We start from the raw sequence: 25,378 nt of genomic DNA on the forward strand, positions 1-25,378 counted from the left end.
TACTAATGAAATTCTTTAATTCCAGTACAAATTTTGAGTCAGTTCTTAAAAAATACTTTTCTTTTAAGAACGAAACCCTTTCTTTGGAACCCTTTGCAGAGTTGTTAGAGAGTGTAAAAGGGGCAGACTTTACAGATGTGCTTAACTTTCTCAGAAGCAACCCCAATTTTGCGGAAAACTTCAAGTATTATATCCATAATATTTTTAAAGGAAGACCATTCAACCTGTCACTGACTGAAGCTAATATTCTTTCTGAAAATGCCTTTTTTCCGGAACTTAAAAAAAGAATCCTGAATAAGGTGCTGCCACCTGTTGAAAATGAAAAAACAGTGTGGTACATGATTGATAATGTAAGTCTAAGACCTAAAACAGACTTAAAATATCTTCACAACCTTCCGGAAAACGAGGTTAATGAATTCCTGGCACTCATTGGAGCTGCAGATTTTATCATTAAGCCAAATGTAAAGAAGGAACTTATTTTCTCAATGAATATCCTTTCATGGAGGGTAACCGGAATGGCGATGGAAGTGGAAGTAGTAAGAATGGCGCCGCAATACAGGAATCTTTCCAATCCATTTTTGGCTCTTCAGAACGAATTGGAAGCATTGGCAGACGATCTTATTAAGGATCCTGAGCTACAATTACATTCTAAAGACAGCAGATATAAGCAGATCAAAATTTATTCCGAGCAGTGTCTGGAATTCGTTAATATAGCCTTTAAAAATTCAGCTAAATATGGAATTTCAGGGAAGATTAACCAATCATTGCTGAAGATCCGTCAACAGACCGAAAGAATTTATGAAATTGTACAGCTGCTGATTATTGACAGTGAAGAAGATATTCTGATAAGATCAAAACAGTTGGTCTTTAATATTCTGAGCTATAAATCACACAAAAATAATATTGCTGATCTTATCAACGACAGTACAAGGCTAATTTCTCACCTTATCACCAATCACACTGCAGAAGCGGGAACTCATTATATTACTTCCACCAGAAAGGAATATATGACCATGTTCTACAAAGCGAGTGGTGGTGGAATTATTGTAGGAGCACTCTGCGTCCTGAAAATGTTGTACGGATATATTCCCGGAAGTGACTTTTCACACGCGTTTCTATATTCCATGAACTATGCGATGGGATTTGTAATGATCTATCTGATGGGATTTACATTGGCTACAAAACAGCCGGCGATGACTGCCGCTACGATGACCAAAGTATTGTCTGAAGAAGGAAACAGCAAAAGAAATAATACCGAATTTGCCCACCTTGTCTCCAAGCTTTTCCGAAGCCAGTTTATAGCCTTCGTAGGAAACGTTTTACTGGCATTTCCGATAGCGCTTGCCATTATTTATGGACTGGACGTATTTTTCTCACAAAATCTTGCTGTAGACAGATCAGATAAACTGCTAAAAGACCTTGACCCTTTCAAGTCCAAAGCAATTCTTCATGCCAGTATTGCTGGTTTCTATCTTTTCATCTCGGGAATTATCTCCGGAAATATCGGAAACAACTCCGTATTTTATCAAATTCCGGAAAGAATTGCGAAAAACCTTTCCATCAGAAGCTTTTTCGGAAAGAAATTTGCCAAAGGGTTATCAAAATATTATGCTAAAAACTGGCCTGGAATTGTTTCTAATTTCTGGTTCGGAGTTTTCCTTGGAGCAACGGCACCTGTAGGGATGTTTTTCGGGCTTGATCTTGATATAAGACACATTACCTTTGCTGCCGGAAACTTTGCGTTAGGCCTTTATGGAAAAGATTTTTCCGTAGATTCCTATACATTCTGGATATCCTTTGTGACGGTTTTCTTAATTGGGTTCTTCAACTTCCTGGTAAGTTTCAGTTTATCCATGTTCCTGGCGTTTAGGTCAAGAAAGATGAATTTTGGACAGGTAAGTGAGATTTATAAAGAAATTTTCAGGTATTTTATCAAACATCCTTTAAAATTCTTCCTGCCATTAAGTTCAGGATTGGATAAAAAAGCAGATGATTTGATGAGCAGTACAATTTCCAATAAATCTGAAGAGCATTAAGATAATTTCCAGGTAGATAATCTAAAGTTAACCAACTCTACTTTTTTAGGAGTTCAATACGTTTTTCTAATTCAGGAAAAGGAGCATAGCCCTGTTCAATGATGGTGAACTTTCCATTTTTCTCAACCAGCATCGTTGGAAAAGACCGGGCGTATTGCACAGCTTCATTAAAGTTTTGCAGAGTAGCCTGCTTTATTTCTTCAGAATGAAAAGTCTCTGAGAATTGTTGTGGATTAATCCCTATACTTTCACAAATTTCAAGGTAAGTAGCATCCAGATTGAGATCTTTTCCCCAATAGTATCTTGCTTTCTGAACGGCAACCATGAAAGGAACAGTTTGTTCAGGAGCCATTTTTTTCACTGAAACGATAGCTCTGGATGGAATTTCACTGTCTAATATGATTTCCTGTTTCAACAATTCGAAATAACCTTCACCGAATCTTATTCCTGTACGTTCTGCTACTGCAATATCGTGTTGAAGAAAGAAATTAACCATCTGCGGTGATTGTTTTCTAACATTGGAGCCAGTCCACATCCCGCCGGGGAAAATTTCAAAATCTAAATCTTTTTTGTATTGATTGTATAGTTTTAAAGTGTGATCAGAATTCTCATAGCACCATCCGCAAAGAGGATCCATGATATATATAATTTTCATTTTGTTATTTTTTAGAAGTATTTTGAGCTTAATATAACCGGGCTCAAAACATTTATGGTTAATCTAAATTGGTGATAAAATTGTTTGTCAATACTCTATTCATGTATACTATTACCACGCAATGTTTACAATTTTTTTTAGGATACTCATGTTTTATTAGATCACAAAGGTGTTTTACTCAGCAATAAAGCGGCAAATGTCTTAGCTCAATAAAATGCCTTTTCGAACGTTTTTTTTCAAATTTGATTAAAAACATCTTGTGATCCCAGCTTTAAAAGAATCAGGAAATTTTCTTAACGTGAACTCAGGTTATTGTTAGTAGTGCCTTATTTCATCGCGTCCACTACCGTTTTGCTGTCTGCGAATTGTTCAAATTGTATGATTTTACCATCTTTCAGGTGCCAGATATGGGCAACGCGTGCAGAGAATGGTTTCATAGTTATTTTATAGGTTCCTGTATAAGTTCCAAAAGCAACTACTTTATCACCATCAGCAACATAATTTTCCGGCGTGAATTTATAATCAATCCATTCGCTTCCCAAACGGCTGAAAACATTTTTGGTAATTTCTTCCAATCCTACATAGGTTCCTGCATAAGGAAACCCTTTGGCTTCTGTCCATTGAACATCATCCGCAATATGCTGTGCTAATGCTTTTCCGTTTTCCTCGGATGTTTTTCCTTCGTATGTACTTTTTACAATTTCTAAATTGGTCATTGTCTCGTTGTTGTTTATTGAACAGCCTGATAGCAGAAATAAAGCCATCAGACTGTACATGATTGATTTCATAGGGTTAAGATTACCACTTCATTTCTCCGGTATTCACCTTAGCTCCAAGCTGAAGGGCCGTTTCAAAAGTCAAATTAGGATATTGAGTTTTAATAGCCTTTACCAAAGCTTCAGATGTTGTATTCGTTTTCAAAGCTTCTTCGTAGAACTGAATATATTCTTTATTATGTTGTATAGAAGCTAAATCTGTAGCATCAGTTGATTTTCCATGAGCAGGAATAACGATTGATGGGTGTAGTGATGCAATTTTATCCAATACTTTAATCCATTGAGAACGGGCTTCAGTTGTTTGTGCATCAGCCATCCAAAGATTGAATGTATTTCCGAATACGTTGACACCACCTACTACTGCTTTTGCGGAAGGAATATAAACAAACGTTCTTGCCGGGAACTCCTCTAAACCTATAACTTCCAATTTTTCACCTTCCAATTCAATGCTGTTTCCTTTCAATACTTGCGGTAATACAACATTGCTGGTTACTGCAGATCCTAACTGACCACCCCAGACATCAAGTTTCTTCTGTGCTGTGCTGGCAATTTCTTCCACCACTTTAGGGGTTGCATAAGCGGTAACTCCCGGGAAATGTTTTTTGAAAACTTCCAATCCGAAATAAAAATCAGGATCATTATGGGAAACATAGATAGCCTTTAAATTCTTCCCGGAATCTTTAATTTTCTGAGCTACTGTTTCTGCATTTGCTAAAGTAAACTGTGCGTCTACCAAAACGGCATCTGTTTGTCCGGAAACAATTACAGAAGCTACTCCGAAACTGTCTTCTGAAGCATTGTAAACATCTAATGTAAATTTTCCTGCTTCTAATGTTTTGAAATTTTGTGCTTGTGACATATTAAATAATGTTATGAATGTTAATACTGTTGTTTTTAATAATGATTTCATCTTTCTATTAATTGTATGGTACAAAATTACGGCTGTTGATTCTGATTCACATTGAACAAGTTCAATAAATGAAAATGAAGTGATTTGAGTTTTTGGGGTAGAGGAAGAGGTTGGGTAACTTAAAGAAATAGGTTGGAAGTCCCTAAGATAATTGCGGTCAAGCTGTTTTTAAAAAAGATAAAATAGAGATGTTATTATTTTCCTTTGGTTGTTTTTCTCCTGATTTTACTTAAGAATTCATGACTGATTCCAAGATAGGCTGCTACCTGCAAATTCGTAAGCCTTTGATTAAGGGATGGGTATTTTTCAATGAAATCCAGATAACGCTGGTCGGCAGTTTTGCTGAGATTATCAATCATTCTGCGCTGTAAAGCACTGTGTGTTTTTTGAGTCATAATCCGGAAAAGATTCTCTACAAAAGGGAAATTTTCATAAGCAAAATCCTTGTCCTTTTTTGAAATGATAAGCACCTCACTGTCTTCAATCGCTTCTATAAAAAGCTGTGAAGGACTTTGATTGGCAAAACTGTCAATATCTGTAAGCCACCAGTCTTCCATTCCAAAATATAGGATCTGTTCTGTGCCTTTGGCGTCAATATGATATACCTTGAAAAGCCCTTTGGTAACAAAAGCTTCAAATTTACATACTTCACCCTCTCTTAATAAAAATTCCTTTTTTTTGATGGTTTTTGACATAAATAAATTACAGAACTCCGTAATATCCGTTTGAGAACTTGAAATATGACGCGAAATATTGAGATGCAGGGCTTCGATCATTAGGAATGTGTTTGGTGAACAGTAGAATATAAAATATGATTATTAAAGGTATCAAAATTTTGGAATACACCATTGAATTTTTTACTTTGATTTGATAAACAATCCGATGAAATCAATATTTGTGCATTACAATATATGAGCTTCTAATTTTTATAAGTTCCGGAAGCGAATCCCCAATAGTCTTTTTCATCAACTCCGGTTTCTATATCAATTGGACTGTAATTTTTTAAAGCTCCAACAATTTTTATACTGTCATTTTTAAATAGAATGCCTTGAATTTCAGTACCGGAAATTTTATTTAAACTATCCTTTTTAGTATTGCCTAATATGAGTATTATTTTTTGAATATTAAATTGAGGATAGGCATACGATACTACTTTTCCATTGTGTCTTAAAAAATAGCAGGGAGATTTAATTTTTATATTTCCTGAAAATTTATAGGTATCTGGAGTGATTTTCAGTTTACTGACGCCACTATTATCTATTAATTCAAGTAAAACCCCATTAATTCTTGCAGTATCAGTTGTTACTGTTTTGTCAGTTGCTTTTGGAGCTCTCTTGTTGTCTTTGCAGGCTTGTAAACAACATATAATGATAGAAATATAAATTACTGTTCTCATATCAAAAGAATTTAAATTAATGGCCAGAACCATATTTCAATACCCAAAGATAAGTAATCAACTGAGCCTGCTCTCAAAGAATTTTTATCCCATAAATCAATATGATCTGTAGCTCCCCACCCATCCTTTATGAAAATTAATCCTTTATGCCTGAAGCTTTTACTACTCATTGTAGGATGTTTCTTTCTCTGAAGTTTCAATGTATTTCCAAAAACTTCAGGATGTTTATCTACCCAATTAGCTAATTCTTGAGCTCTCAAGATATGTCTAAACTTATCTTCATATTTTTCCCAACATTTTGCCCCGGAAAAAGAGGCTAGGTCCACTCCTGATTTATTAAAGGCTTCACTCATACGTATTGCACATTGATTGGGGAATTCTACAACATTGCATGGTTTGAGTGTTCCGGGATGATTTTTCCATAAAATATCAAATCTTATCATGTCGAAATAATTTCTATCCAAATTAATAAAAAAATATTAATTCAAACTAAAGGGAAATATTGTTTCTTGAAAAGATTTAAATTTCTGTTGAATTGTAATATTGCTATCCTATTTTAAAGAATTTGCAGATCATCAAACTTATCTTCGCCAAACTTGTCCTGGAACTTTTTCAGATAAAAAGTTTTACGCATTTTAAAATCATTTTTAAGTAAGGGAGAATCTATTTTAAGGATAATACATTTATTTTCAATATTCACACTTCTGATTTCATTGAAAAGGCTCTGGTCAAGATAATCTTCAAGAAAATCTTTAATATCAAAAGCCACAAGCTTGTCTTCAAAGCCATAGATTCTTGCAAATGATTTCACAAGTTCCGAGGATTGGTATTCGCGTTTTTTCTTCTTCTTCATAGTCGTGTTATATATCAAAAATGACACTTTCTTCATTAATCTTCTTTACAACACTTTCTGTACGTTCTCTGTGAGTATCCGTAATGAAAATTTGCCCAAAACTTTCTTTGTTCACTAGTTCAATTAATTGAGCCACTCTCGTATCATCAAGCTTATCAAAAATATCATCCAACAATAGAATAGGAGTTTTTTTGGTGAGTTCTTTAACCAGGTTCATCTGAGCAAGCTTTAAAGAGATCAGGAAAGATTTCTGCTGTCCTTGGGAACCTATTTTCTTGATGAGAATATGATCCATTTCAAAAAGAAGATCATCTTTATGAATTCCTTTGGATGTATACGTCAGCATACGGTCTTTTTCAAGGCTTTCCTTTAAAAGTTCCTCAAAAGTATGTTCCAATAGGTGAGATTCATAGATGACAGAAACCGTTTCCTTTCCACCCGAAATAATCTGATAGAAGTTTTGAACAATAGGATTTAATTGCTCTACAAATACCTTTCTTTTATTAAATATCTTGGTTCCGAATCTTGTAATCGGATCATCGTAAATTTCCAGCGATTCTTTATCCCAGGTTCTGTTTTTAGCAAAGTATTTCAGTAAAGCATTTCTCTGCTGAATGGTTTTCTGATATTGGATCAGATCAAAAAGATATTCAGAATCCGTTTGAGAGATCATAGCATCCAGAAACTTTCTTCGGCTTTCCCCGGAATCGGAAATAAGGTTTGAATCGTAAGGCGAAATCATTACACTTGGGAGATATCCGATATGATCTGCAAGCCTGTCGTAGCTTTTATCATTTTTTTTAATCACCTTCTTGGCTTCTTTAGGCTGGGTGATTCTGATATTGTCTTCACCGTCTTCATTCTGGATCTCTGCATCAATGGTGAAGAAATCTTCTTCTTTTTTTATGTTGTTCAGATCTGTATTCCCTAAAAAGCTTTTTCCAACTGATAAATAATGCAGTGCATCCAGGATATTGGTTTTGCCTACACCATTATTACCCACAAAACAGTTGATTTGCGGTGAAAATTCAAACTTTTTCTCAGAATGGTTTTTGAAATTATATAGGGAAAGCTTCTTGATAATCATTCGTCAAAAATACTCCATTATTAGTAAAAATAAAAAAGGAAGTGCCGAACAAGTTTCCACTCCGAACGAAAAATAGGTGTCATCTCTTTTGTTTTCAGAGAAATAAATAAAAATATATGTGGTAATACTGGACAGAAAAAATGCTACAGCGTATTGCGGTTTTAAATAAAAGATACCAATGAGGCTGCTGATGAAAACCAAACCATACGCAATATATTTTGTATTCTGAATGCCAATCATCATAGGGAAAGTTTTTACTGTATCACTATTCATATCCCGGATGTCAAACGGAAGAACCAAAGCGGTAATATAAAAGAAACTGATCAGGAAAATAGGCAGACTGAATTCAGGAAGAGTAAGCCAGCAGTTTACCAATGCCCAGACCAATCCTACATAAAATACTTTCAGTAAAGGAATTTTCCGGATATAGACCTCCAGAAAAAAACTGTTATACAGCAGCCCCAAAACAACAATAATGAACCATTTCAATAATCGCACCTCATTGTGATTATGGATGATTAAAAATGCACAGACAATACCGGCAACAGCATTCAGGACCAATATTCTGAAAAAATATTTAGTGTATTGATACTTAGTATAAATATATCCACTGAAATACGTGATGAAAATAAGGAGAATAGTAGGGAAACGGAATGTGTTTTGCTCTTTCATGAAAAATACTGCAAAAAGAGTTCCCATTAAGGAGACATAAATTTGACTGTCTATGACGGTTTTTTTCAGTATTTTTATAATGTTCATTTATCAAAATTAATATATATGAAAAGATTTTCCAAGATATTTATGCTTTCGTTGCTATCATTGGGCTTTTCACCGGTTATCGCACAGAAATATTATGATGACCAGTGGAAAAAAATAGCGGAAAACAGTCAGAAAGGAGCTTATAAATCTAATCTACCCATTATTTTAGACCTAGAAAACCAAGCTATGAAAGATAATAACACCATTCAGCTAATCCGTTCCCTGAAGGCGGAGTTCAGTATTGTGAACCAAACTGTAGATGACGATCAAAATGATGCCGCCTCAAAATTCTTTAAAAAACTTCAGGAGGCAGAAGGAAAACTGAAAGGTGAAGAGAAGCTGGTATATAAAGTTCTGTTGAATGGTTTTTTCCTGGATTATTTCAATCAAAACTATTGGAAAATCAATGGGCGCACCAATATCAATACGCAAAATCTTGCACAGATTGAGACCTGGACAAAGCTTGATTTTAAAAATTATCTAACCAAAAGCTATCAGGAACTGGATCTGCAGAAACAGGAGATGAAGAAAGCTTCATTGGAAAAATATAAAGATTTGTTTTCAGACACAAAAGATATCGCTTATTTCCCAAGTCTGTATGATTGGTATAGCCTTAAAAAGATAGCCTTTTTATCGGAGAATAATATTTTTACCAAAAATGAACTTGCAGAGAACAGAAAATCTATCAATATTATTTTTGATGAATTGATCGCACAGAATAACGGTAATCCAAAGCTATATTTTATGAAAGAAAAGCTGATGGATAACTGTAATTTCAATCAATGCAAAGACAAGCTTGAACAGCTTCAGAAGCTGGTTGCATCTGATGTGCAGGGAGATTATAAAGTAGTCATCATGGAAGATATTATGGAAGAACTGGTGATGAAAAATAAAGCAAAGGAGGCTATTGCTGTTGCGGCAAAGGCTAAAAGCGAGTATCCGAAATCTCCTTTCATTGAAAATATTAAAAACAAGGAAAACCAGATTATCAATCCGATATTAAGCATCAAATATGAAAAGCAGACCCAGAATAACCTGCCGATTCATTTTATCGCTGAGTCCAAGAATGTTTCAGAATTTTCGATTAATATTTATGAGGTAAAAGAAGACTTTTTATCCTTGATGAAATATGTACAGAACTCTTATGCTGATAACTATTTCAGTAAAGTAAAAAAGAATCTGGTAAGAAAGGAAACTTACCAACTTTCAGATCCGAAAGATTATCAGCTTCATAAAACATCATTGGAAATTAAACCTCTTCCTTCCGGAGTGTATGTTGCAGAATATTCACTGTCAGGAACTGATGGAAAAGAGATTGATCCTGAAAAGAATTTCTATTTTCTGGTTTCAGGAAACAAGATTATTTATCAATCCAGATCTTCCAGGAATTCACTGGCAGACGATCTGAAGTTGGTTAACAGTGAAAATGGAAAACCTGTAGCCAATGAAAATATCAGTTTTTATGAATTTGTCAGTAACAATTCACTCAATAAAATTGAAGGGAAAACCAATGAGAAAGGAGTTTTCAAATTTCCTTCTACTGCCAATAAAGAGTATTATAGAATGTACCTGATCCTACAGCCTAAAACCAATGATTTCCAAATTATGCAGGTATATGGAAATAATGGACGTGAAGATTATAATCCTAACAAAGAAGCCCTTTCGAAAGCACAAATTTTTACGGATAGAGCGATCTACAGACCAGGACAGATGGTGTATTTTAAAGTAGTGAATACCCGGTTAAATAATGAGACTGAATCAGTAGCTTCAGGATTGAAGCAGAAAATCACTCTGATGGATGCTAATAATCAGGAAGTTTCTTCCCAAAGTTTCACCACCAATGAATTTGGTTCCTATCATGGCAGTTTTATGTTGCCAAAAGGAAAACTGAACGGTACTTTTTACCTGAATACAGATGGAGCGAGTCAGGGATACAAAGATATCAGGGTAGAAGAGTACAAAAGACCAAAGTTTGAAGTTACTTTCGAACCCGTAAAAGATGAGTATAAATACGGTCAAACCATAGAACTGAAAGGGAAAGCCATGATGTTCTCGGGAGTAGCTTTAAGCAATACAATGGTAAATTACGAGATCAAAAAACAAAATATCCGTTGGAGATATTTCTGGTGGTACCCAAGAGGAAACGATAATGAAAACTCAATTTTGGGAGAAGCTAAAACCAATGAAAAAGGAGAGTTTGTTATTCGTTTAGATCTTAAGAAAGATGAAAAATTAGAAGGAATTCAGATTGATAACTATCAGATTAATGCTTCTGTTACTGATATTAACGGGGAAACACAAACAGCTAATACAGATTTGAAGGTAGCTTCAGTTTCTCATTACATCAAAGCTGATGAAATCAAAAATATATTTAGTGATGAAAATGCAAAATTAAAAGTAGAGACCAAGAATTATAACGAACAGGCTCTTAAAAAAGCATATCAGGTTAAGCTGTCAAAACTGTCTGCTCCGGATAGAATTTTTAGAGATAATTTCAAAGCAGAAGTTCAGAATCTTCCGAACTATTCAAAAACAGAATTTATCAGCAAATTCCCACACGATTTGTTTGACAAAAATGATGAAATCAAAAGCTGGAAAACAGAAAAAGTAATCGTAGAGAGACAACAGCAGCCATCTTCCGATACTCAGTCTTCTGATTTGGATTTAGGAAAACTGGAGGCAGGAGATTACCAGTTGGAGCTGTTCAATATTGAAGGAAAAGACACCATCAAAGCGGCTCAGTATTTCAGTGTTTGGGATAAAAACTCCCTGAAACCGACTCAGAAAACATTCTTAACGGTGATTGCACCAAAAGATGAAATTGCAAGAGGCGAAAAAACAAAAGTATATGTGTATTCTGCCATTCCTGATGCATTGGTGAATGTCTTTGTTCAGGATGGTTCCGGTAAAACGATTGCAGAAACTCATCAGTTGAAAAAAGGAATCCTTGAATATACTGCAGATATTCCAAAAGATAAAAGCGTTTCTGAACTGAATCTTCAGTTCCAGTTAGTGGCATTTAACGATGTGCAAACACAGACTGCTGCTCTGAAGATCAAGGACACGGAGAAACCTTTAAAAATTGAAACAGTTACCTTCAGAGATAAGCTGGAACCGAATTCAAAAGAAAAATGGACGGTAAAAGTTACTGGAAACGATAAAGAAAAGGTGAATGCAGAGGTATTGGCCAATATGTACGACATGTCTTTAGACCAGTTTGCTGTAAATACCTTTGGTTGGAATAAATTATATACGCCATTCAACATTATTACTTCTTATGATGTCAGAGAGTATCTGTTGCAGAAAAGCTATCAGAAACGATTGAAATATTATAATGGAAATTATGTGGCAGTTCCTAATTTTAATTGGTTTGATGGTAGTTTATTTTATAGCCTGGGAGGAAATGGGGGAATATCTCCTAAATTACGTCGTAAAGGTGCATTAGATGCAATGCCGGCAGCTCCTATTGCTAGAAATTCAGCAGTAGCTATTGAAGAAGTGGTGATGACAGGATATGGGCAAAAAGAGTCGGCTATAGCTGGTAAAGTTGCAGGAGTTCAAGTTGCAGAAGCTGATGCAGCTGTAAATCAATCTGAACCAAAAGAGGCATTAGAAAAAGTTCCCGTACGTCAGAATTTAAATGAAACAGCATTCTTCTATCCTGATCTGAAAACCGATGCAGAAGGAAACGTCAACTTTGAATTCACTTCTCCGGAAGCATTAACAAAATGGAAATTAATGTTCCTGGCTCACACAAAAGATGCAAGAGCGGCTACCTTGGAAAAAGAAGTGGTAACACAGAAGGAATTCTCAGTCACTCCAAACTATCCGAGATTCTTAAGAGAGGGTGATGAGCTGAATTTACAGTCAAAACTATCCAACCTTACCAATAAAAAAATGAATGGTTCTGCTGAATTACAGATTTTAGATGCCTTCACCAATGAAAACATTTCTTCAAAATTCGGAATTACCTCAGGAACACAGAACTTTGATTTAAATGAAAACGGAAATGGTGCATTAACCTGGAAGCTAAAAGTTCCAAACAATGTATCTTCTATCATTTTAAAAGTAGTAGCAAAAGCAGGAGCTTATTCTGACGGAGAACAACAGGCGGTTGCGGTATTGCCAAACAGAATGTTGGTTACCGATGCAGTGCCGGTTTTTGTGAAAGAAGGAGAAACAAAGACTTTTGTATTGGATAACCTTAAAAATAACACTTCTACAACCGCTTCAAATGTTTCCAATACACTTGAATTAACCACCAACCCGATCTGGGAAATTATGTTTGCTCTTCCAAGTCTGAAAAATGACCACAACAATTCAGCAGATGTTATTTTCAACAAATGGTTTGCGGATGTATTGGCTTCTGAGATTTTCAAAGCGAATCCTAAAATGAAGACCGTGTTTGATGAGTATCAGGGCAAAGGATTATTAAATTCAAACCTTGAAAAAAATCAGGAATTGAAACAGTTGTTATTGGATGAAACCCCGTGGGTACTGGAAAGTAAAAATGAGACTGAGCAGATGCAAAAACTGGCACTTCTGTTTGATGTGAACACCATGAGAAATTCAATTAACCAGAATTGGGATGATTTCAGCAAACTTCAAAATCCTGATGGCGGATTCTCTTGGTATGCAGGATATCCTAGCTCTTATGGTACCTCATTATACATCCTTAAAAACCTTGGAAAGATCAATCTATGGTTAAAAGATAATGCAAAAGAGTATCAGAGTGCAGGGCAGAATGCTTTAGTGGCAAAACTGATCCAGTATGTAGATAACGAGATCAGCAAATATGCAGATACTAAGAAAGAAAATATCTGGAGCAACTGGGTTCTTGATTATTTGGATACCAGAAATTACTGGGAAAAACAATATCCTTTAAAAGGAAAAGGAGCTGCTTTGAAAGCTTTGGTGAAACAAAAAGCAAAAACGGCAAAAATTACTGATTTTACCTTCTTCGGACTTCACCGTGCCGCTTTATTGATGAATGATTACGGAGTGAAAGATGTATCTGATAAATTGATGACTTACCTTAAAGAAACCTCTACAGATACCAAAACACAAGGCGTGTACTGGAAACAGAACCTGAACGATTGGGGCTGGTTCAGCTCAAAAGTAGTAAATCATGCAGGAGCATTGGAAGCTTTCAATAAATTAAAAGCAAATGACACGAACTTTATAGAAGATACGAAGATCTGGCTGGTAACCCAGAAAGAAGTGAACTCATGGGGAAGCTCAAGAGGAACAGCTGAGGTGATCTTTACGATCTTAAATTCTGGAAAATCGTGGACAGGTGCAGAAAGTGATAAAGCAACTATCGTTTGGGGTGGAAAAGAAATTGTTCCTCAGACTCAGGCAACAGGATATGTGAAGTCAACAGTGAAAACGGATGCTATAGATAAAAACCTTGGAACGGTAACCGTTACCAAACCAGGACCTGGAATTGTTCAGGGAGGCTTATTCTGGCAGTATTATGAAGATCTGGATAAAATTAAATCATCTGAAAATTATATTTCCGTAACCAAAGAACTGTATAAAAAAGTGAAAACGGTAAACGGAGAAGAACTTCAGAAGATCTCACCGGAAACACCATTGAAAGTAGGAGATAAAGTAACCGTAAGAATGATCCTGAATACAGATAGAGCAATGGAATTCATTCATATTAAAGATATGAGAGCAGCAGGATTTGAACCGGTTGATGCATTATCAGGATACCAGTGGAAAAATAATTTAGGATATTATCAATCTACTAAAGATGCGTCCACAAATTTCTATATTCAATATATGCCTAAAGGTAAATATGTGTTTGAATATGATGTAGTTGCTAATGCATCCGGAAAGTTCTCAAACGGCATTACGACAATGCAGAATTACTATGCTCCACAGATGAATGCACACACAAAAGGAACAGGAATTCAGATTTTGGAATGATTTTTGGCTATTAGGAATTACGTAAAATTTAAAACCAAATAAAATGAAATTTTCAAAAACTTTAATTACTGGATTGGTATTGATGGCTGGGGTAAGTGCTTTCGCTCAAAAGAAGGCTGAAAAGTTTGAAAAACTACAGATTGAAATGTTCCCAAAAGCTAAAGAAGGATACAAACAAGTATATATTCAGCTTCCGGTGGACAAAAATGAAAACGACTTAAAAGTGGAAGTTTTTGTAGGTGCTGAAAAAATGTTAGACTGCAACAACTACTCTTTAATGGGAGAAATAAAAAGCCAGGATCTTCAGGGATGGGGATACAACTATTATGAAGTAGAATCAAAAGGAGATGCAGCAGGGACATTAATGGCTTGTCTGGATAAAAAACTGTCTAAAAAGTTTGTTACCCTTAAGCCGGAAATCGTAAGATACAACAGTAAACTGCCATTGGTATTCTATGTACCAAAAGATATTGAAGTTCGTTACAGAGTATTAAGACCTGATAACGGGATGAAGAAAGCAGTTCAGAAGTAAAATTTGCAAGCTTATTATAAACAGAAAACTCCTCGCAGCAATGTGGGGAGTTTTCGCTTTTATATATTGCTCATGCACATTTTATCACACAATGGCTCGCAAAATTTTTTATGGGATGCCTATTTTTTTAAGATTGCTAAGGCATTTCACTCAGCAATGAAGCAGCAAATACCTTAGCTAAATGAAATGCCTTTGTCTTCTACGAAAGATGATCTTAAGAGGAGAAAGGTAAAAGTAGAGTTAAATTTTTTTTCAAGATTTTTTAGTTTTTAATTAACTTTTAAACGGTTTTGATAAGACTTTATTATAAAGACTTTTATACTTAAACACATTTTAAACTTATTTTAAATTCATGCTTTTGTTAAATTATCTTTGAGTATTTTAACATTTTTTGCATTATATTTGTTATAAACATAAACCATGAAAAACAATTTATTGATTTTTACGTTTAGTTTTTTTGCTTTTCCTGCTTGGGCACAGTCTGCGCCGGATTTTAAAGAACTTCTGGATAGTGCAATGGTTCGGGACTCGAACCTGAAGATGCAGATTACCCAAAACAAACTTACCGATCTTGATGAACACAAGTTAAAAGATATCTTTCTTCCTACTCTGGAACTAAGTGGTAAGGCCGGTTACCTTAACGGAACAGCAAGACTTACGTCCCCCGAAATTAATCTGGCTCCTTTTATCAATATTGCTGAAGGTACTTTCAATAACAACTTCAATGTATCCGGATTTTCAGGAGTAGCCAAAGCTGAAGCCAAGATGCTTGTGTATTCCGGCGGAAAGGTGAAGTATCTGAAAAAGGCCGTTGAGGAAAAGAAGAAATCTGAAGATGTCCTGTTAGAAAAATCCAGAGATGAGGTTGTGGCAGGTATTTCCAGAGCTTATGACCAGCTGGCACTCATCCATCAGTCTAAAAAGGTATTGGATGAAAGCAAAAAAAGACTGGACATCAACAAGAAAACGGCAGATAAAGCATTAGGCTATGGTCTGATTACTCCTTACGATCATAAGAAAATTGAATTGGCTCAGGCTACTTTAAATGCAAAAGTGGTAGAATATGAAGGGAAAAAAGAATTGCTTCTTACACAACTTTATATTTTAACGGGAATCAACAGGGAACGGTTGAGAATGATAGATCCGGTTTTATCTCCTGTAGAACTTCTTACGGCAGAAAAAGGAATAGAACAGAGAGCTGAAGTACGTGCTCTTGAACATGGGATTGCTGCTGCAGATTATAAAATAAAGGCAGAAAGAACATGGATGATTCCAAAAGTTCAGCTGATGGCCTCCGCATACTATATCGGGTTATACGGAAACCATATTAAAAGTTCTGAAAATATAGTTCCTGCCGTTCCTATTCTTGGATATGAAGGTAAAAAACTGGACTGGAGTCCCAATAATGTTAATATTTTTCCTTTAATCACAGCTGGAGTTGGATTTAAGTGGGAGATTTTTGACGGAAAAGAAGGGAAGCATGCTGAAGAAACAGCTAAAGTTGGTAAAGAAGTATTGCAGAATCAGAAAGAAGATGCATTGAAAAAGCTATCATTGAATCTGGCTAATAACCAGACCAATTATGATATTGCTACTGCACAGATCACTTTAAAAGCTAAAGAAAAAGAACTGGCTAAAAATGCATTGGTACAGGCCGAAAAAGAATTCAGATACGGAATGAGTAAATCATCACAGCTTATTGATGCGGAAAACGATCTAGAAGCTTCAGAGCTGGAATATCAGAATGCCATTTTCAACCAGAGAAGAGCTGCGATAGAGCTGATGAGGGCTACCCAGGAACTGGATATTACCAAATTTTATTTAATCCCATAAAAATTAAAATGATGCATAAAAATATAGCTATAGTCTTTGCTTCTCTGTTTTTACTGGGAAGTTGTGATAAGAAAAACGAAAAAATTAAAGAACCTGAAGGGAAAACCAAAAAGGATGTGATCTCTTTTGCACCAAAGGTGACCGGAAGGATTTTAAAAATATATGTTTCTGAAGGGCAGACGGTGAAAAAAGGAGACACTCTTGCGCAGCTTGATGTGCCGGAAGTTTCTGCAAAAATTGCTCAGGCTCAGGGAGCGGTAAGTGCTGCAACAGCTCAGGAACAAATGGCTAAAAACGGAGCGACACCGGATCAGTTAAGACAGCTTCAGGCAAAATATAAAGGACTGAAAGAGCAGTATGACTTTGCACAGAAGTCCTACAGAAGAGCCAATAATATGTTCCGCGACAGCTTAATGTCTCCACAGGCACATGATGAAGTGTATGCCAAACTTCAGGGCGCAAAAGCACAATATGATGCTGTAGTAGCAGAGTTGGATGATGTGAACAGAGGAACCCGTTTCGAAAAAGTGGAAATGGCAGCTGGGCAGGCTTCTCAGGCAAAAGGAGCATTACAGGAAGCAAATGTGGCTTACTCAGAAAGATATATCATTGCTACCAATGATATGGAAATTGAAACCATTAGTTTGAATACAGGAGAACTGGCAACAGCTGGATTTGCTTTATTCAACGGATATATTCCCGAAAGTACTTATTTCAGATTTACTGTTCCTGAAAGTGCCATTTCAAAATATAAGAAAGGACAGAATGTGAATATGCAGATCGTTTACAACAAAGAAAGTCTACGGGGAACAGTTGTTTATATCAAACAATTGACAAGATATGCCGATATTACTACCGCTTATCCTGATTACCAATTACAGGATGCCATTTACGAGATTAAAGTAAAGCCAACGGATATGAATAAAGCCAAAAGCCTTTTGGTAAATGCGAACGTTATCCTGAAATAATTACGAAACGAAATAAGATGGCAGCCTCAATACACGGAAGGCTCTGTCTGGTTATTTAAAACATTAAAATATACAGATGAAAGAATTTTTCCGTCTTTTAAAACGAGAGTTCAAGCTTTTTATCAGCAATTCAACATTAAGAACAGTGTTCTTTGTGGCACCAATCTTTTATGCCACTTTGCTGGGGTTTGTCTACCAAAGCGGAAAAGTTGAAAACACACCTGTATTAGTTGTAGATAGAGATAATACACCTTTGTCCAACCAATTAACTGAAATGTTGGATGATAATAAGAGTATTAAGATCATCAAATATATCCAGGAACCTTTGAGTATAAAGGATGAGGTTATTCGACATGAAGCAGCTGCGGTTGTAATTATACCATCCCGCTTTGAAGGCGATATGCTTCAGAAAAAATACCCTGAGCTGAATGTTTATATCAACACAGGAAACGTTTTAACGGCCAACTTTGCTTCCAAAGCACTTCAGCTTACCATAGGAACATTCTCTGCAGGAGCATCCATAAAAGCGTTACAGAAAGCCGGGATGCCTGCAGCAAAAGCTGCAACACAATATGAACCTTTCAAAGCCAACTATATTACCCTTTTCAATACTACCGGAAACTATTTGATCTTTATGTGGCCGGCTATGTTAGCAGTAGTGTTGCAACAGGTTATTTTGCTGGCGATGGCTGTAAGTTTTGCCGCTGAATTTGAAAGAGGATCCTTTGTAAAAGAATATCTGAAAATGAAAAAATGGGCATTCCCAACCATGCTGATTAAAGTAATTCCGATTTGGATATCTTCTATCCTGATCGTAGGTGTTTATTACTTTATGCACATGATTTTCAGGGTTCCAATGCCGGAGGGAATACTTAATTTTATTCTTCTGACAGCAGTTTTTGTAGGCTCAGTATCATTCTTGGGAGTATTCATCAGTATATTGATCCCGGATGCTTTGAAGGCTACACAGATTCTTATGGTAATTGCCTCTCCAGCTTTTATTATCAGTGGATTTACATGGCCATTAAGTGCAATGCCGGCATTCGTACAGTTTATTGCCAACATTATCCCACTGACTCCATTTTTACAGGCATTTAAAATTCTCTTAATTCAAAAAGGATCAGTAGAACTTACTTTCCCATATCTGAAACATTTAAGTATTCTTTTAGTTGTGTATGCCATTATTGGATGGATTGCTTTAAAGATTAAACTTTGGTTTATTTTCAAAAAAGCAGCTCCGCAGGAAATTGCTGTGGAAGGAGGTTCTGAAGTGGAGACTGAATAAATTATATTGGGGTGAAAAGTGAAAATATAGTTATGATGACAATGGTTCTCATTGGGTATTTATACTTATATTCTAAAGCTTTCATACTCTCAAACTTTTAAAACCACCCCGTCAAAAATTCTTTAAATTTTAGGCACCCCTCCGGAGGATGGGATTGGTCATGCATCAAATGGCACCCGAGATAGAATAGCTGTGAAAAAGATAAAATGACACCAAGATTCTCACCCTCTAAAATATTCAATCACTCAAACCCGAATCTGGCAACAAAAAATTCTCCCACCATAAAAATCAAACAAAAAAACTGATATATTTGTCTGTAGTAAAAACAGATCGTATATGGAAAATGTATTTGACGCAAAAGACGCTCAAAACTATATTGATAGAATAAACAGACTGGTAGAAGATACCCATGGATTATGGGGGAAAATGACAGTGGATCAGATGTTGGCGCACTGTTGTATTACTTATGAAATGGTGTATGAGCCGGAAAAACATAAAAAACCGGGATCTATTGCGAAATTTATTTTAAAGACTTTTGTGAAATCTAAAGTAGTGGGTGAGAAAGCTTATCCGAGAGATTCTCCTACAGCTCCACAGTTCTTAGTATCGGGCAGAAAAAACTTTGAAGAAGAAAAGAGAAGACTGGTTGGTTTTATCCAAAAGACCCAACAACTAGGAGCAGATGCTTTCGATGGTAAAGAATCTTTCTCTTTCGGAAAATTAAAAGCTCAGGAATGGAACAATATGTTTGCAAAACATTTGAATCATCACCTGGCTCAATTCGGAGTTTAAAAATCACAGTATGAAAAAACTTTTATTACTCTTTATTCTGGCAACCCAATTTGTGTTGGCACAGATGCCGGATATTTCAAATACATGGCTGAACAATAGTAAACCTTATACTGGGACTATTGGAAATAAGGGCCAGGAATTGAAACTTAAGATTAATATTTCTGAACAGAATAAAAAGAATGATCAGGAGTATTTTGTTTCAGGGTATTCACTTGTGGATACCCATTATGCCAAATTTGAAGGAACCATCACCATTTCGAAATATAGGGATTCTAAAAAACAGGGAACTGTATTTGGAGAATATGAACTGGCTGAAGAGAATAAAGGAAAACATTCCGGAGTTTTTAAAGGACGGTTCGTTTATAATTTTAAATGGAACAGGAAAACTGAAAAAGTGGAAGGGCAATATATTGAATTGATTGGTGATTGGAAAAGCTATGATGGAATCCTTACCTTTAAGACCCATCTGAAAAATCAATAAATCTAAAATAATTTCTCAACACTAAAAAAATATGAAACTAGGAGCATTTTCAATCAGCTTAAGTGTAAAAGACCTTCAGAAATCCAAAGATTTTTATGAAAAACTAGGATTTACAATCATGGCCGGAGCTACAGCGCAAAACTATCTGATTATGAAAAACGGATCTACTTTAATAGGTCTGTTTCAGGCCATGTTTGATGGAAATATGCTGACTTTCAATCCAGGATGGGATGAAAACGCCCAAAATCTTGAATCCTTTGAAGATGTACGTGAAATTCAGAAACGTTTAAAGGAAGGTGGAGTAGAATTGGATAAAGAAGCTGATGAAACTACTTCAGGGCCGGAGCATATCTACCTGAAAGATCCGGATGGAAATATGATCCTGATCGATCAGCACAGATAAACAGAATTCAAAACAATTTAAAACTTAACTAAAAAAACAATCATGGCATCAGTAAACGTTTACTTAACATTCAATGGGAATTGCAGAGAAGCATTCGATTTCTATAAGTCGGTTTTCGGAGGAGAATATCCTTATATCGGAACTTTTGGAGAAATGCCTCCGATGGAAGGGAAAGAACTTCCTGAAGAAGATAAGAACAAAATTATGCACGTTACCCTTCCGATCTCTAAAGAAACCGTATTAATGGGAAGCGATACAGGCGGAGAATGGGCTTCTAATTTCAAAGAAGGGAATAACTTCTCAATCTCCATCAATGCAGAATCCAAAGAAGAAGCAGAGAAGTTATTTAATGGCCTTTCTACAGGCGGACAGGTAACAATGCCATTGGCAGACACTTTCTGGGGTGCCTATTTTGGAATGTTTACGGATAAATTCGGAATCAACTGGATGGTTAATTATGATGATCCTGCGAAAATGCAGCAGCATCCATAAAACTGATTTTATCCAAAAAAATAATAAAGAAACCGACAGATATCTGTCGGTTTTTTCAATACCCATGTAGGCTGATTTTATTGAATAAGATTAGTTCTTTTTAATAATTTTATAGCTTTCTGATTCTGATTTCATGAGGTAAATTCCATCAGGAAGTTCGGTAATATCAATCTTATTGTCACCTTTAGCAGCTTCTGTTGTTTTCACAAGTTTCCCGGATTGGTCATATAAAATGATTGTACTGTTTTTTTCCAGATTTAGATTGAAGGCTCCGGACGAAGGGTTGGGATATACATTTGTTTTCTTTTGAGGTGTAATTTCTACAGTTCCTAAGGTCTGCGTTTTAGACCATGTAAATGCGTCAAGGCACATATAAACATAACCGCCGGTTGACTGCAGCTGGATCTCATCAATGATTATATTACTATAGTTTTGATTATTAAGGTTTGTAAGGTCAATCAGAGTGAATCCATTGTAAGTGCCTGTTGTTCCTACTGTAGCATTGAATGTCGTATTAAAACTGGAGGTTTTGGTGGTAGAAAACTTTGTGACTCCGCCTAACTTTCCTGTAATGATTAGCGTTCCCGATGAGGTGGATTGGTTTAATGCAGTGTTGCTTAAGAATACCCAAAATTTTGATACTTTAAATGAAGAACCGCTTTTAACACTGAAAGATGGAGAAGGGATATTCGTAGTTCCTGTGTTATCAATATAGGCATTATCATTGGCGGTTCCATTCCAGCCCGTATTTGGATAGTTTTTCTGAACCCTAAAAGTACCGGCTTGCGAAACAATGTTAAAAGTATAGCTATTATCGGTGAAGGATGTGCTGCCATTCACTGCATTTTCAAAATTCATAGTGCTTGTTTGTGCACTGACGTCTGCAATCTTACTTAGAAAGATAAGAATGGTAAAAAGGATAATTTTTTTCATGATGTAGATTTCTTATGGTTAGTGTTTTTAATATATCAGGATGCCAGGAGTGTATTGTTCATCTTTCTGTTCGATATAACTTAAATAATATCCCAAAGTAACGGTGAAATAACAAGTGAAAACAGCGTATTAAAATCCTAATTGTAAAACAGGTATAAATACGTGATTTTGATTATTCATATTGTTTTATTTTTGAAGAAAACAAATGAGATTGATATGATTGAAAATAAAATAAGTTTATTTAGAGCATATAATTTGTTTTTTTCATAACTTCATTTTGTACAAAACCTATAATTTAAAACAAATAACTATGGAATTACCTAAACATGCAGTAACATTAGAAGAAGCCATTAGATGGACTAAGAGGTGGCAATTAAAAGAATTAACTTCAGGGCTTGAAATAAAAGCGCACATGATCCCAAAAAAAGATGTACAGGATATTTTCAGCAAAGATTTGAACGTTGAACATCTTCGTGGCTACAATGCGATTAGTGATGACGGGACATATAAATTTTTAATGGTTGGGGTAGATGCTAAAGGGGATGATATGGTGAATTATGAAAAAGGATATTACGTCTATGATATGACCACACCATGCCCAAGTGTATGCTCAACGGTAATATGGTGGGACCAGTAATCTAAAATTGAAGATCATTGGATCATTGGATTGAAATATTGTCATTAATTGGAAAAGGCATTCTGCTGATTAATCTGGCAGTATACTGTATAGGCTTTTCCCGCTCAGGAAGAGCCTATACATTTTTTATAAGCTATTTGGCATGGATATTAATCTGTGAAATAATATTTTATGTGTTAAATTATCAGAGGATCAATAATCTGTTTTTTTCTCATTATTATCTGATTATTCAGTTCGTGCTGCTGGGACTTTTTTTCCATGAAATTTTAACTGAAAAATATCAAAAAAATACAGCACGATTTCTTTTAATGATGATCCCTTCGGTTCTGATCGTGCAGTATATAATAGATCCGGAGAAATATTACGTATTCAATTTATTTGAAATATTTATCACTTCCTATTCTCTCATTATTCTGGCATTGTTTCATTTATACAATATACTGGATACTGAAAAGAAATACAACTATATAAGCCTTGGGCTTCTGCTGTATCTGATAAGCAGTACGGTGATATTTCTATCTGGAAATCTGTATACGGTAATGAATACAAATCTGCACAGAGAAATCTGGGTTTTCAATGTGGTGATGTTTATCGTTTATCAGATTTTTATTTTTGCCGAGTATTTCTTTTCCCGTAGAAAAAATGTGTAATTACTGTTATGATCTTACAACATGAATGAAAATACAATTATTTCCACTATAGTCTATACCTTTTTGGCTTTTACCCTGCTGGCGGTTACGTTGGTCATATTTTATTATTTTTCAAATAAAAAAATAACGAAAAACCTTCTTCAAAAGAAAGAGTTGGAACTCAGGTATGAGAAAGACCTTACCCATGCCATTATAAGCTCTCAGGAAAAAGAACGGTTACGGATTGCTCAGGACCTGCACGATGATATCAGTTCAAAATTGAGTGTAGTCTCTTTGAATATCCATCTGCTGGACTTTGATAATTTAACGAGGGAAGAATATAATGAACTGAAAAATAAAATCATCAATCTGGTAAATACCACAGCAGAAAGTGCCAGACAGATCTCTCATGACCTGCTTCCTCCGATTCTCGAGAAATTTGGATTGCATGCCGCCATAGATGCATTGTGCTCAGAGATCAATATGTCTAAAACAGTACAGATTTCTTACGCCAATAACCTGTATTTCGCAAAGGCTGAGGATGAAAAAAATTTACATATCTTTAGGATACTTCAGGAATTGATTAATAACTCTATAAAACACGGGAAAAGTACTCATATTGATATAGTATTTAAAGGAAAGGATGGAAAAAATACATGTATCTATAAGGATAATGGTAAAGGATTTAGTCCCAATGAAGACGTTCTGAAAGGAGGATTAGGATTACGGAATATAAGAAGCAGGGTAGAACTTATCAATGGTACATTGAAGATAGAAAGTGAAAACAGCAAAGGAATTACCGTAGAATTTACATTTTAATTGATTATAAGATGGAAAAAGATACCATTCGCCTGATGATCGTAGATGATGAAGCACTATTTCGTCAGGGAATTTCATTGTTGATACAGAGAGAAAAAGATATTATGCTGGTGCGTGATTTCAGCAATGGAAGAGAATTGCTTGATGCATTTGTCACCCTTGAAGAGTTGCCGGATATTATATTGATGGATCTCAATATGCCGGAAATTAACGGAGTGGAGGCCACCAAACAGATTCATATCAAATACCCTCAGATCAAAATTATAGCCCTCACCAGCTATAATACGAAAGCTTTTATTGTGAATATGATCCAGTCTGGGGCATGTTCCTTTTTGAAAAAAAATTCAAGTCCCTCAGAGTTGGTCAATGCCATTAGGGAAGTACACCAAAAAGGATTCTATTATAACATCGAAGTAATGGAAGCTTTGCATCAGAGCCTGACTGCGCCTAAGAAGAAGGTTTCCAGTATCTTTGATGCCAATCACATTTCTAAAAGAGAGAAAGAAGTACTGGAGCTGATCTGTCAACAATACAGCACTCCTGAAATTGCAGACCAACTTTTTATAAGCTCAAGAACCGTAGAAGGACACCGTAATAGTCTGCTTCTGAAGACGGGGTCTAAAAATACAGCCGGTCTGGTAGTATACGCTATTGAAAGTAAAATGGTAGACACAAATTATCTAAAAGACAGATTCGATTAGATTTTATTGATATTTTCTCATTAAATTAGTTTTTATTTTTTAAATAAAAGACTAACCGACAGAAAATAGAAAAGATGAAATTTACAATCGGAGATATTACAGCAGCACATCAAAAAGTAAAGAGCGGGGCAGACTTTCCTCAATATATTCAGGCTATAAAAAGTCTGGGCGTTGCTCATTATACAACTTATGTTTCTGACGGAAATACAGCCTATTTCAACAGAGACCATCAATCGGTTCATACCGGAAGTAAATATGATACCCTTATCATTTCTGAAAAAACCAATCTTGACCATTTTAAAACCAGATTAAAACTTCATCAGCAAGGAGGTACAGATTACCATACTTTCTGTAATGATTGTGCAGAAAGCGGAATAGCTGGCTGGGTAATGAATCTGGCAGCAATGACCTGTGCTTACTTTGATAAAGACCGAAAAGAAATTTTGGTAGAGCAGATTCCTGAGTAA

General features: G+C 35.5%; 25 protein-coding genes. 15 read left to right on the forward strand and 10 right to left on the reverse strand.

Translation table 11 applies throughout. The annotated features are described in order from the left end of the window. The first annotated feature begins 5 nt into the window (after nt 1–5). Complete coding sequence (locus tag J2772_RS00940; protein ID WP_209912470.1) at nt 6–2,036, forward strand: recombinase; 2,031 nt, start codon at nt 6–8, stop codon at nt 2,034–2,036. Nucleotides 2,037–2,073: 37 nt separating this feature from the next. Here J2772_RS00940 and J2772_RS00945 read toward each other — a convergent pair whose 3' ends face one another. The 9 genes from J2772_RS00945 to J2772_RS00985 all read right to left on the reverse strand — a co-directional run bounded on the left by J2772_RS00945 (nt 2,074) and on the right by J2772_RS00985 (nt 8,472). Beyond that, on the reverse strand, nt 2,074–2,691 hold the full coding sequence (locus J2772_RS00945) for a DsbA family protein (RefSeq protein WP_245365041.1): 618 nt from the start codon (nt 2,689–2,691) through the stop codon (nt 2,074–2,076). Between the two features lie 326 nt (nt 2,692–3,017). Beyond that, on the reverse strand, nt 3,018–3,479 hold the full coding sequence (locus J2772_RS00950) for a nuclear transport factor 2 family protein (protein ID WP_245365042.1): 462 nt from the start codon (nt 3,477–3,479) through the stop codon (nt 3,018–3,020). A gap of 10 nt (nt 3,480–3,489) precedes the next feature. Next, a complete protein-coding gene (locus J2772_RS00955) occupies nt 3,490–4,326 on the reverse strand; it encodes an MBL fold metallo-hydrolase (RefSeq protein ID WP_245365044.1) in 837 nt (278 codons plus the stop codon). Between the two features lie 245 nt (nt 4,327–4,571). Beyond that, entirely contained in the window at nt 4,572–5,153 is a 582-nt protein-coding gene (locus J2772_RS00960; RefSeq protein WP_209912474.1) for a Crp/Fnr family transcriptional regulator, read from the reverse strand. Between the two features lie 143 nt (nt 5,154–5,296). Continuing rightward, entirely contained in the window at nt 5,297–5,773 is a 477-nt protein-coding gene (locus J2772_RS00965) for a hypothetical protein (RefSeq protein WP_209912476.1), read from the reverse strand. Between the two features lie 11 nt (nt 5,774–5,784). Further along, nucleotides 5,785–6,216: a type VI secretion system amidase effector protein Tae4 gene (locus tag J2772_RS00970; RefSeq protein WP_209912478.1), complete on the reverse strand. Its 432-nt coding sequence runs from the start codon at nt 6,214–6,216 to the stop codon at nt 5,785–5,787. A 113-nt stretch (nt 6,217–6,329) separates the two neighbouring features. Further along, nucleotides 6,330–6,626, reverse strand: coding sequence for a hypothetical protein (locus tag J2772_RS00975; RefSeq protein WP_209912480.1), 297 nt, complete (start codon nt 6,624–6,626; stop codon nt 6,330–6,332). A 7-nt stretch (nt 6,627–6,633) separates the two neighbouring features. Then, entirely contained in the window at nt 6,634–7,713 is a 1,080-nt protein-coding gene (gene recF / locus J2772_RS00980) for a DNA replication/repair protein RecF (RefSeq protein WP_209912482.1), read from the reverse strand. 3 nt (nt 7,714–7,716) lie between these two features. Then, the gene (locus J2772_RS00985; protein WP_209912484.1) at nt 7,717–8,472 is read right to left on the reverse strand and encodes a hypothetical protein; all 756 of its coding nucleotides are present in this window, start codon (nt 8,470–8,472) and stop codon (nt 7,717–7,719) included. 18 nt (nt 8,473–8,490) lie between these two features. Between J2772_RS00985 and J2772_RS00990 the strand changes: the two genes are divergently transcribed. The 9 genes from J2772_RS00990 (at nt 8,491) to J2772_RS01030 (ending at nt 21,192) form a co-directional block, all read left to right on the forward strand. After that, the gene (locus J2772_RS00990; protein ID WP_209912486.1) at nt 8,491–14,406 is read left to right on the forward strand and encodes an alpha-2-macroglobulin family protein; all 5,916 of its coding nucleotides are present in this window, start codon (nt 8,491–8,493) and stop codon (nt 14,404–14,406) included. 43 nt (nt 14,407–14,449) lie between these two features. Further along, entirely contained in the window at nt 14,450–14,938 is a 489-nt protein-coding gene (gene eco / locus J2772_RS00995) for a serine protease inhibitor ecotin (RefSeq protein WP_209912488.1), read from the forward strand. Nucleotides 14,939–15,358: 420 nt separating this feature from the next. Beyond that, on the forward strand, nt 15,359–16,771 hold the full coding sequence (locus J2772_RS01000) for a TolC family protein (protein WP_209912490.1): 1,413 nt from the start codon (nt 15,359–15,361) through the stop codon (nt 16,769–16,771). A gap of 11 nt (nt 16,772–16,782) precedes the next feature. Beyond that, complete coding sequence (locus tag J2772_RS01005; RefSeq protein WP_209912492.1) at nt 16,783–17,739, forward strand: HlyD family secretion protein; 957 nt, start codon at nt 16,783–16,785, stop codon at nt 17,737–17,739. A 76-nt stretch (nt 17,740–17,815) separates the two neighbouring features. Beyond that, on the forward strand, nt 17,816–19,024 hold the full coding sequence (locus tag J2772_RS01010) for an ABC transporter permease (RefSeq protein WP_209912494.1): 1,209 nt from the start codon (nt 17,816–17,818) through the stop codon (nt 19,022–19,024). 336 nt (nt 19,025–19,360) lie between these two features. Next, nucleotides 19,361–19,816 (forward strand): DUF1569 domain-containing protein, encoded by a 456-nt coding sequence (locus J2772_RS01015; RefSeq protein ID WP_209912496.1) that lies wholly within the window; start codon nt 19,361–19,363, stop codon nt 19,814–19,816. A gap of 10 nt (nt 19,817–19,826) precedes the next feature. Then, the gene (locus J2772_RS01020; protein WP_209912498.1) at nt 19,827–20,297 is read left to right on the forward strand and encodes a hypothetical protein; all 471 of its coding nucleotides are present in this window, start codon (nt 19,827–19,829) and stop codon (nt 20,295–20,297) included. A 31-nt stretch (nt 20,298–20,328) separates the two neighbouring features. Beyond that, on the forward strand, nt 20,329–20,700 hold the full coding sequence (locus J2772_RS01025; protein WP_045498267.1) for a VOC family protein: 372 nt from the start codon (nt 20,329–20,331) through the stop codon (nt 20,698–20,700). Between the two features lie 42 nt (nt 20,701–20,742). Beyond that, on the forward strand, nt 20,743–21,192 hold the full coding sequence (locus tag J2772_RS01030) for a VOC family protein (protein WP_209912500.1): 450 nt from the start codon (nt 20,743–20,745) through the stop codon (nt 21,190–21,192). A gap of 90 nt (nt 21,193–21,282) precedes the next feature. Here the strand turns inward: J2772_RS01030 and J2772_RS01035 are convergent, their stop codons facing one another. After that, nucleotides 21,283–22,125 carry a T9SS type A sorting domain-containing protein gene (locus tag J2772_RS01035; RefSeq protein WP_209912502.1) on the reverse strand — a complete coding sequence of 281 codons (843 nt, stop codon included), beginning with the start codon at nt 22,123–22,125 and terminating at the stop codon, nt 21,283–21,285. A gap of 412 nt (nt 22,126–22,537) precedes the next feature. Between J2772_RS01035 and J2772_RS01040 the strand changes: the two genes are divergently transcribed. The 5 genes from J2772_RS01040 (at nt 22,538) to J2772_RS01060 (ending at nt 25,378) form a co-directional block, all read left to right on the forward strand. After that, entirely contained in the window at nt 22,538–22,762 is a 225-nt protein-coding gene (locus J2772_RS01040) for a hypothetical protein (protein WP_209912503.1), read from the forward strand. A 17-nt stretch (nt 22,763–22,779) separates the two neighbouring features. Next, nucleotides 22,780–23,412 (forward strand): hypothetical protein, encoded by a 633-nt coding sequence (locus tag J2772_RS01045; protein ID WP_209912505.1) that lies wholly within the window; start codon nt 22,780–22,782, stop codon nt 23,410–23,412. A 21-nt stretch (nt 23,413–23,433) separates the two neighbouring features. After that, nucleotides 23,434–24,210 (forward strand): sensor histidine kinase, encoded by a 777-nt coding sequence (locus J2772_RS01050; RefSeq protein WP_209912507.1) that lies wholly within the window; start codon nt 23,434–23,436, stop codon nt 24,208–24,210. A gap of 11 nt (nt 24,211–24,221) precedes the next feature. Beyond that, nucleotides 24,222–24,911, forward strand: coding sequence for a response regulator transcription factor (locus tag J2772_RS01055; protein WP_209912509.1), 690 nt, complete (start codon nt 24,222–24,224; stop codon nt 24,909–24,911). A 74-nt stretch (nt 24,912–24,985) separates the two neighbouring features. Beyond that, the gene (locus J2772_RS01060) at nt 24,986–25,378 is read left to right on the forward strand and encodes a DUF1398 domain-containing protein (protein WP_209912511.1); all 393 of its coding nucleotides are present in this window, start codon (nt 24,986–24,988) and stop codon (nt 25,376–25,378) included.

The sequence above is a fragment of the Chryseobacterium jejuense genome, from assembly GCF_017877355.1.
GTDB lineage: Bacteria > Bacteroidota > Bacteroidia > Flavobacteriales > Weeksellaceae > Chryseobacterium > Chryseobacterium jejuense_A.

What these genes read in the sequence shown, in the direction of transcription:
- J2772_RS00940 (WP_209912470.1), top strand. Translation starts at nt 6, where the DNA reads ATGAAATTCTTTAATTCCAGTACAAATTTTGAGTCAGTTCTTAAAAAA.
- J2772_RS00945 (WP_245365041.1), bottom strand. Translation starts at nt 2,691, where the DNA reads ATGAAAATTATATATATCATGGATCCTCTTTGCGGATGGTGCTATGAG.
- J2772_RS00950 (WP_245365042.1), bottom strand. Translation starts at nt 3,479, where the DNA reads ATGAAATCAATCATGTACAGTCTGATGGCTTTATTTCTGCTATCAGGC.
- J2772_RS00955 (WP_245365044.1), bottom strand. Translation starts at nt 4,326, where the DNA reads ATGTCACAAGCACAAAATTTCAAAACATTAGAAGCAGGAAAATTTACA.
- J2772_RS00960 (WP_209912474.1), bottom strand. Translation starts at nt 5,153, where the DNA reads ATGATCGAAGCCCTGCATCTCAATATTTCGCGTCATATTTCAAGTTCT.
- J2772_RS00965 (WP_209912476.1), bottom strand. Translation starts at nt 5,773, where the DNA reads ATGAGAACAGTAATTTATATTTCTATCATTATATGTTGTTTACAAGCC.
- J2772_RS00970 (WP_209912478.1), bottom strand. Translation starts at nt 6,216, where the DNA reads ATGATAAGATTTGATATTTTATGGAAAAATCATCCCGGAACACTCAAA.
- J2772_RS00975 (WP_209912480.1), bottom strand. Translation starts at nt 6,626, where the DNA reads ATGAAGAAGAAGAAAAAACGCGAATACCAATCCTCGGAACTTGTGAAA.
- recF (WP_209912482.1), bottom strand. Translation starts at nt 7,713, where the DNA reads ATGATTATCAAGAAGCTTTCCCTATATAATTTCAAAAACCATTCTGAG.
- J2772_RS00985 (WP_209912484.1), bottom strand. Translation starts at nt 8,472, where the DNA reads ATGAACATTATAAAAATACTGAAAAAAACCGTCATAGACAGTCAAATT.
- J2772_RS00990 (WP_209912486.1), top strand. Translation starts at nt 8,491, where the DNA reads ATGAAAAGATTTTCCAAGATATTTATGCTTTCGTTGCTATCATTGGGC.
- eco (WP_209912488.1), top strand. Translation starts at nt 14,450, where the DNA reads ATGAAATTTTCAAAAACTTTAATTACTGGATTGGTATTGATGGCTGGG.
- J2772_RS01000 (WP_209912490.1), top strand. Translation starts at nt 15,359, where the DNA reads ATGAAAAACAATTTATTGATTTTTACGTTTAGTTTTTTTGCTTTTCCT.
- J2772_RS01005 (WP_209912492.1), top strand. Translation starts at nt 16,783, where the DNA reads ATGCATAAAAATATAGCTATAGTCTTTGCTTCTCTGTTTTTACTGGGA.
- J2772_RS01010 (WP_209912494.1), top strand. Translation starts at nt 17,816, where the DNA reads ATGAAAGAATTTTTCCGTCTTTTAAAACGAGAGTTCAAGCTTTTTATC.
- J2772_RS01015 (WP_209912496.1), top strand. Translation starts at nt 19,361, where the DNA reads ATGGAAAATGTATTTGACGCAAAAGACGCTCAAAACTATATTGATAGA.
- J2772_RS01020 (WP_209912498.1), top strand. Translation starts at nt 19,827, where the DNA reads ATGAAAAAACTTTTATTACTCTTTATTCTGGCAACCCAATTTGTGTTG.
- J2772_RS01025 (WP_045498267.1), top strand. Translation starts at nt 20,329, where the DNA reads ATGAAACTAGGAGCATTTTCAATCAGCTTAAGTGTAAAAGACCTTCAG.
- J2772_RS01030 (WP_209912500.1), top strand. Translation starts at nt 20,743, where the DNA reads ATGGCATCAGTAAACGTTTACTTAACATTCAATGGGAATTGCAGAGAA.
- J2772_RS01035 (WP_209912502.1), bottom strand. Translation starts at nt 22,125, where the DNA reads ATGAAAAAAATTATCCTTTTTACCATTCTTATCTTTCTAAGTAAGATT.
- J2772_RS01040 (WP_209912503.1), top strand. Translation starts at nt 22,538, where the DNA reads ATGATCCCAAAAAAAGATGTACAGGATATTTTCAGCAAAGATTTGAAC.
- J2772_RS01050 (WP_209912507.1), top strand. Translation starts at nt 23,434, where the DNA reads ATGAATGAAAATACAATTATTTCCACTATAGTCTATACCTTTTTGGCT.
- J2772_RS01055 (WP_209912509.1), top strand. Translation starts at nt 24,222, where the DNA reads ATGGAAAAAGATACCATTCGCCTGATGATCGTAGATGATGAAGCACTA.
- J2772_RS01060 (WP_209912511.1), top strand. Translation starts at nt 24,986, where the DNA reads ATGAAATTTACAATCGGAGATATTACAGCAGCACATCAAAAAGTAAAG.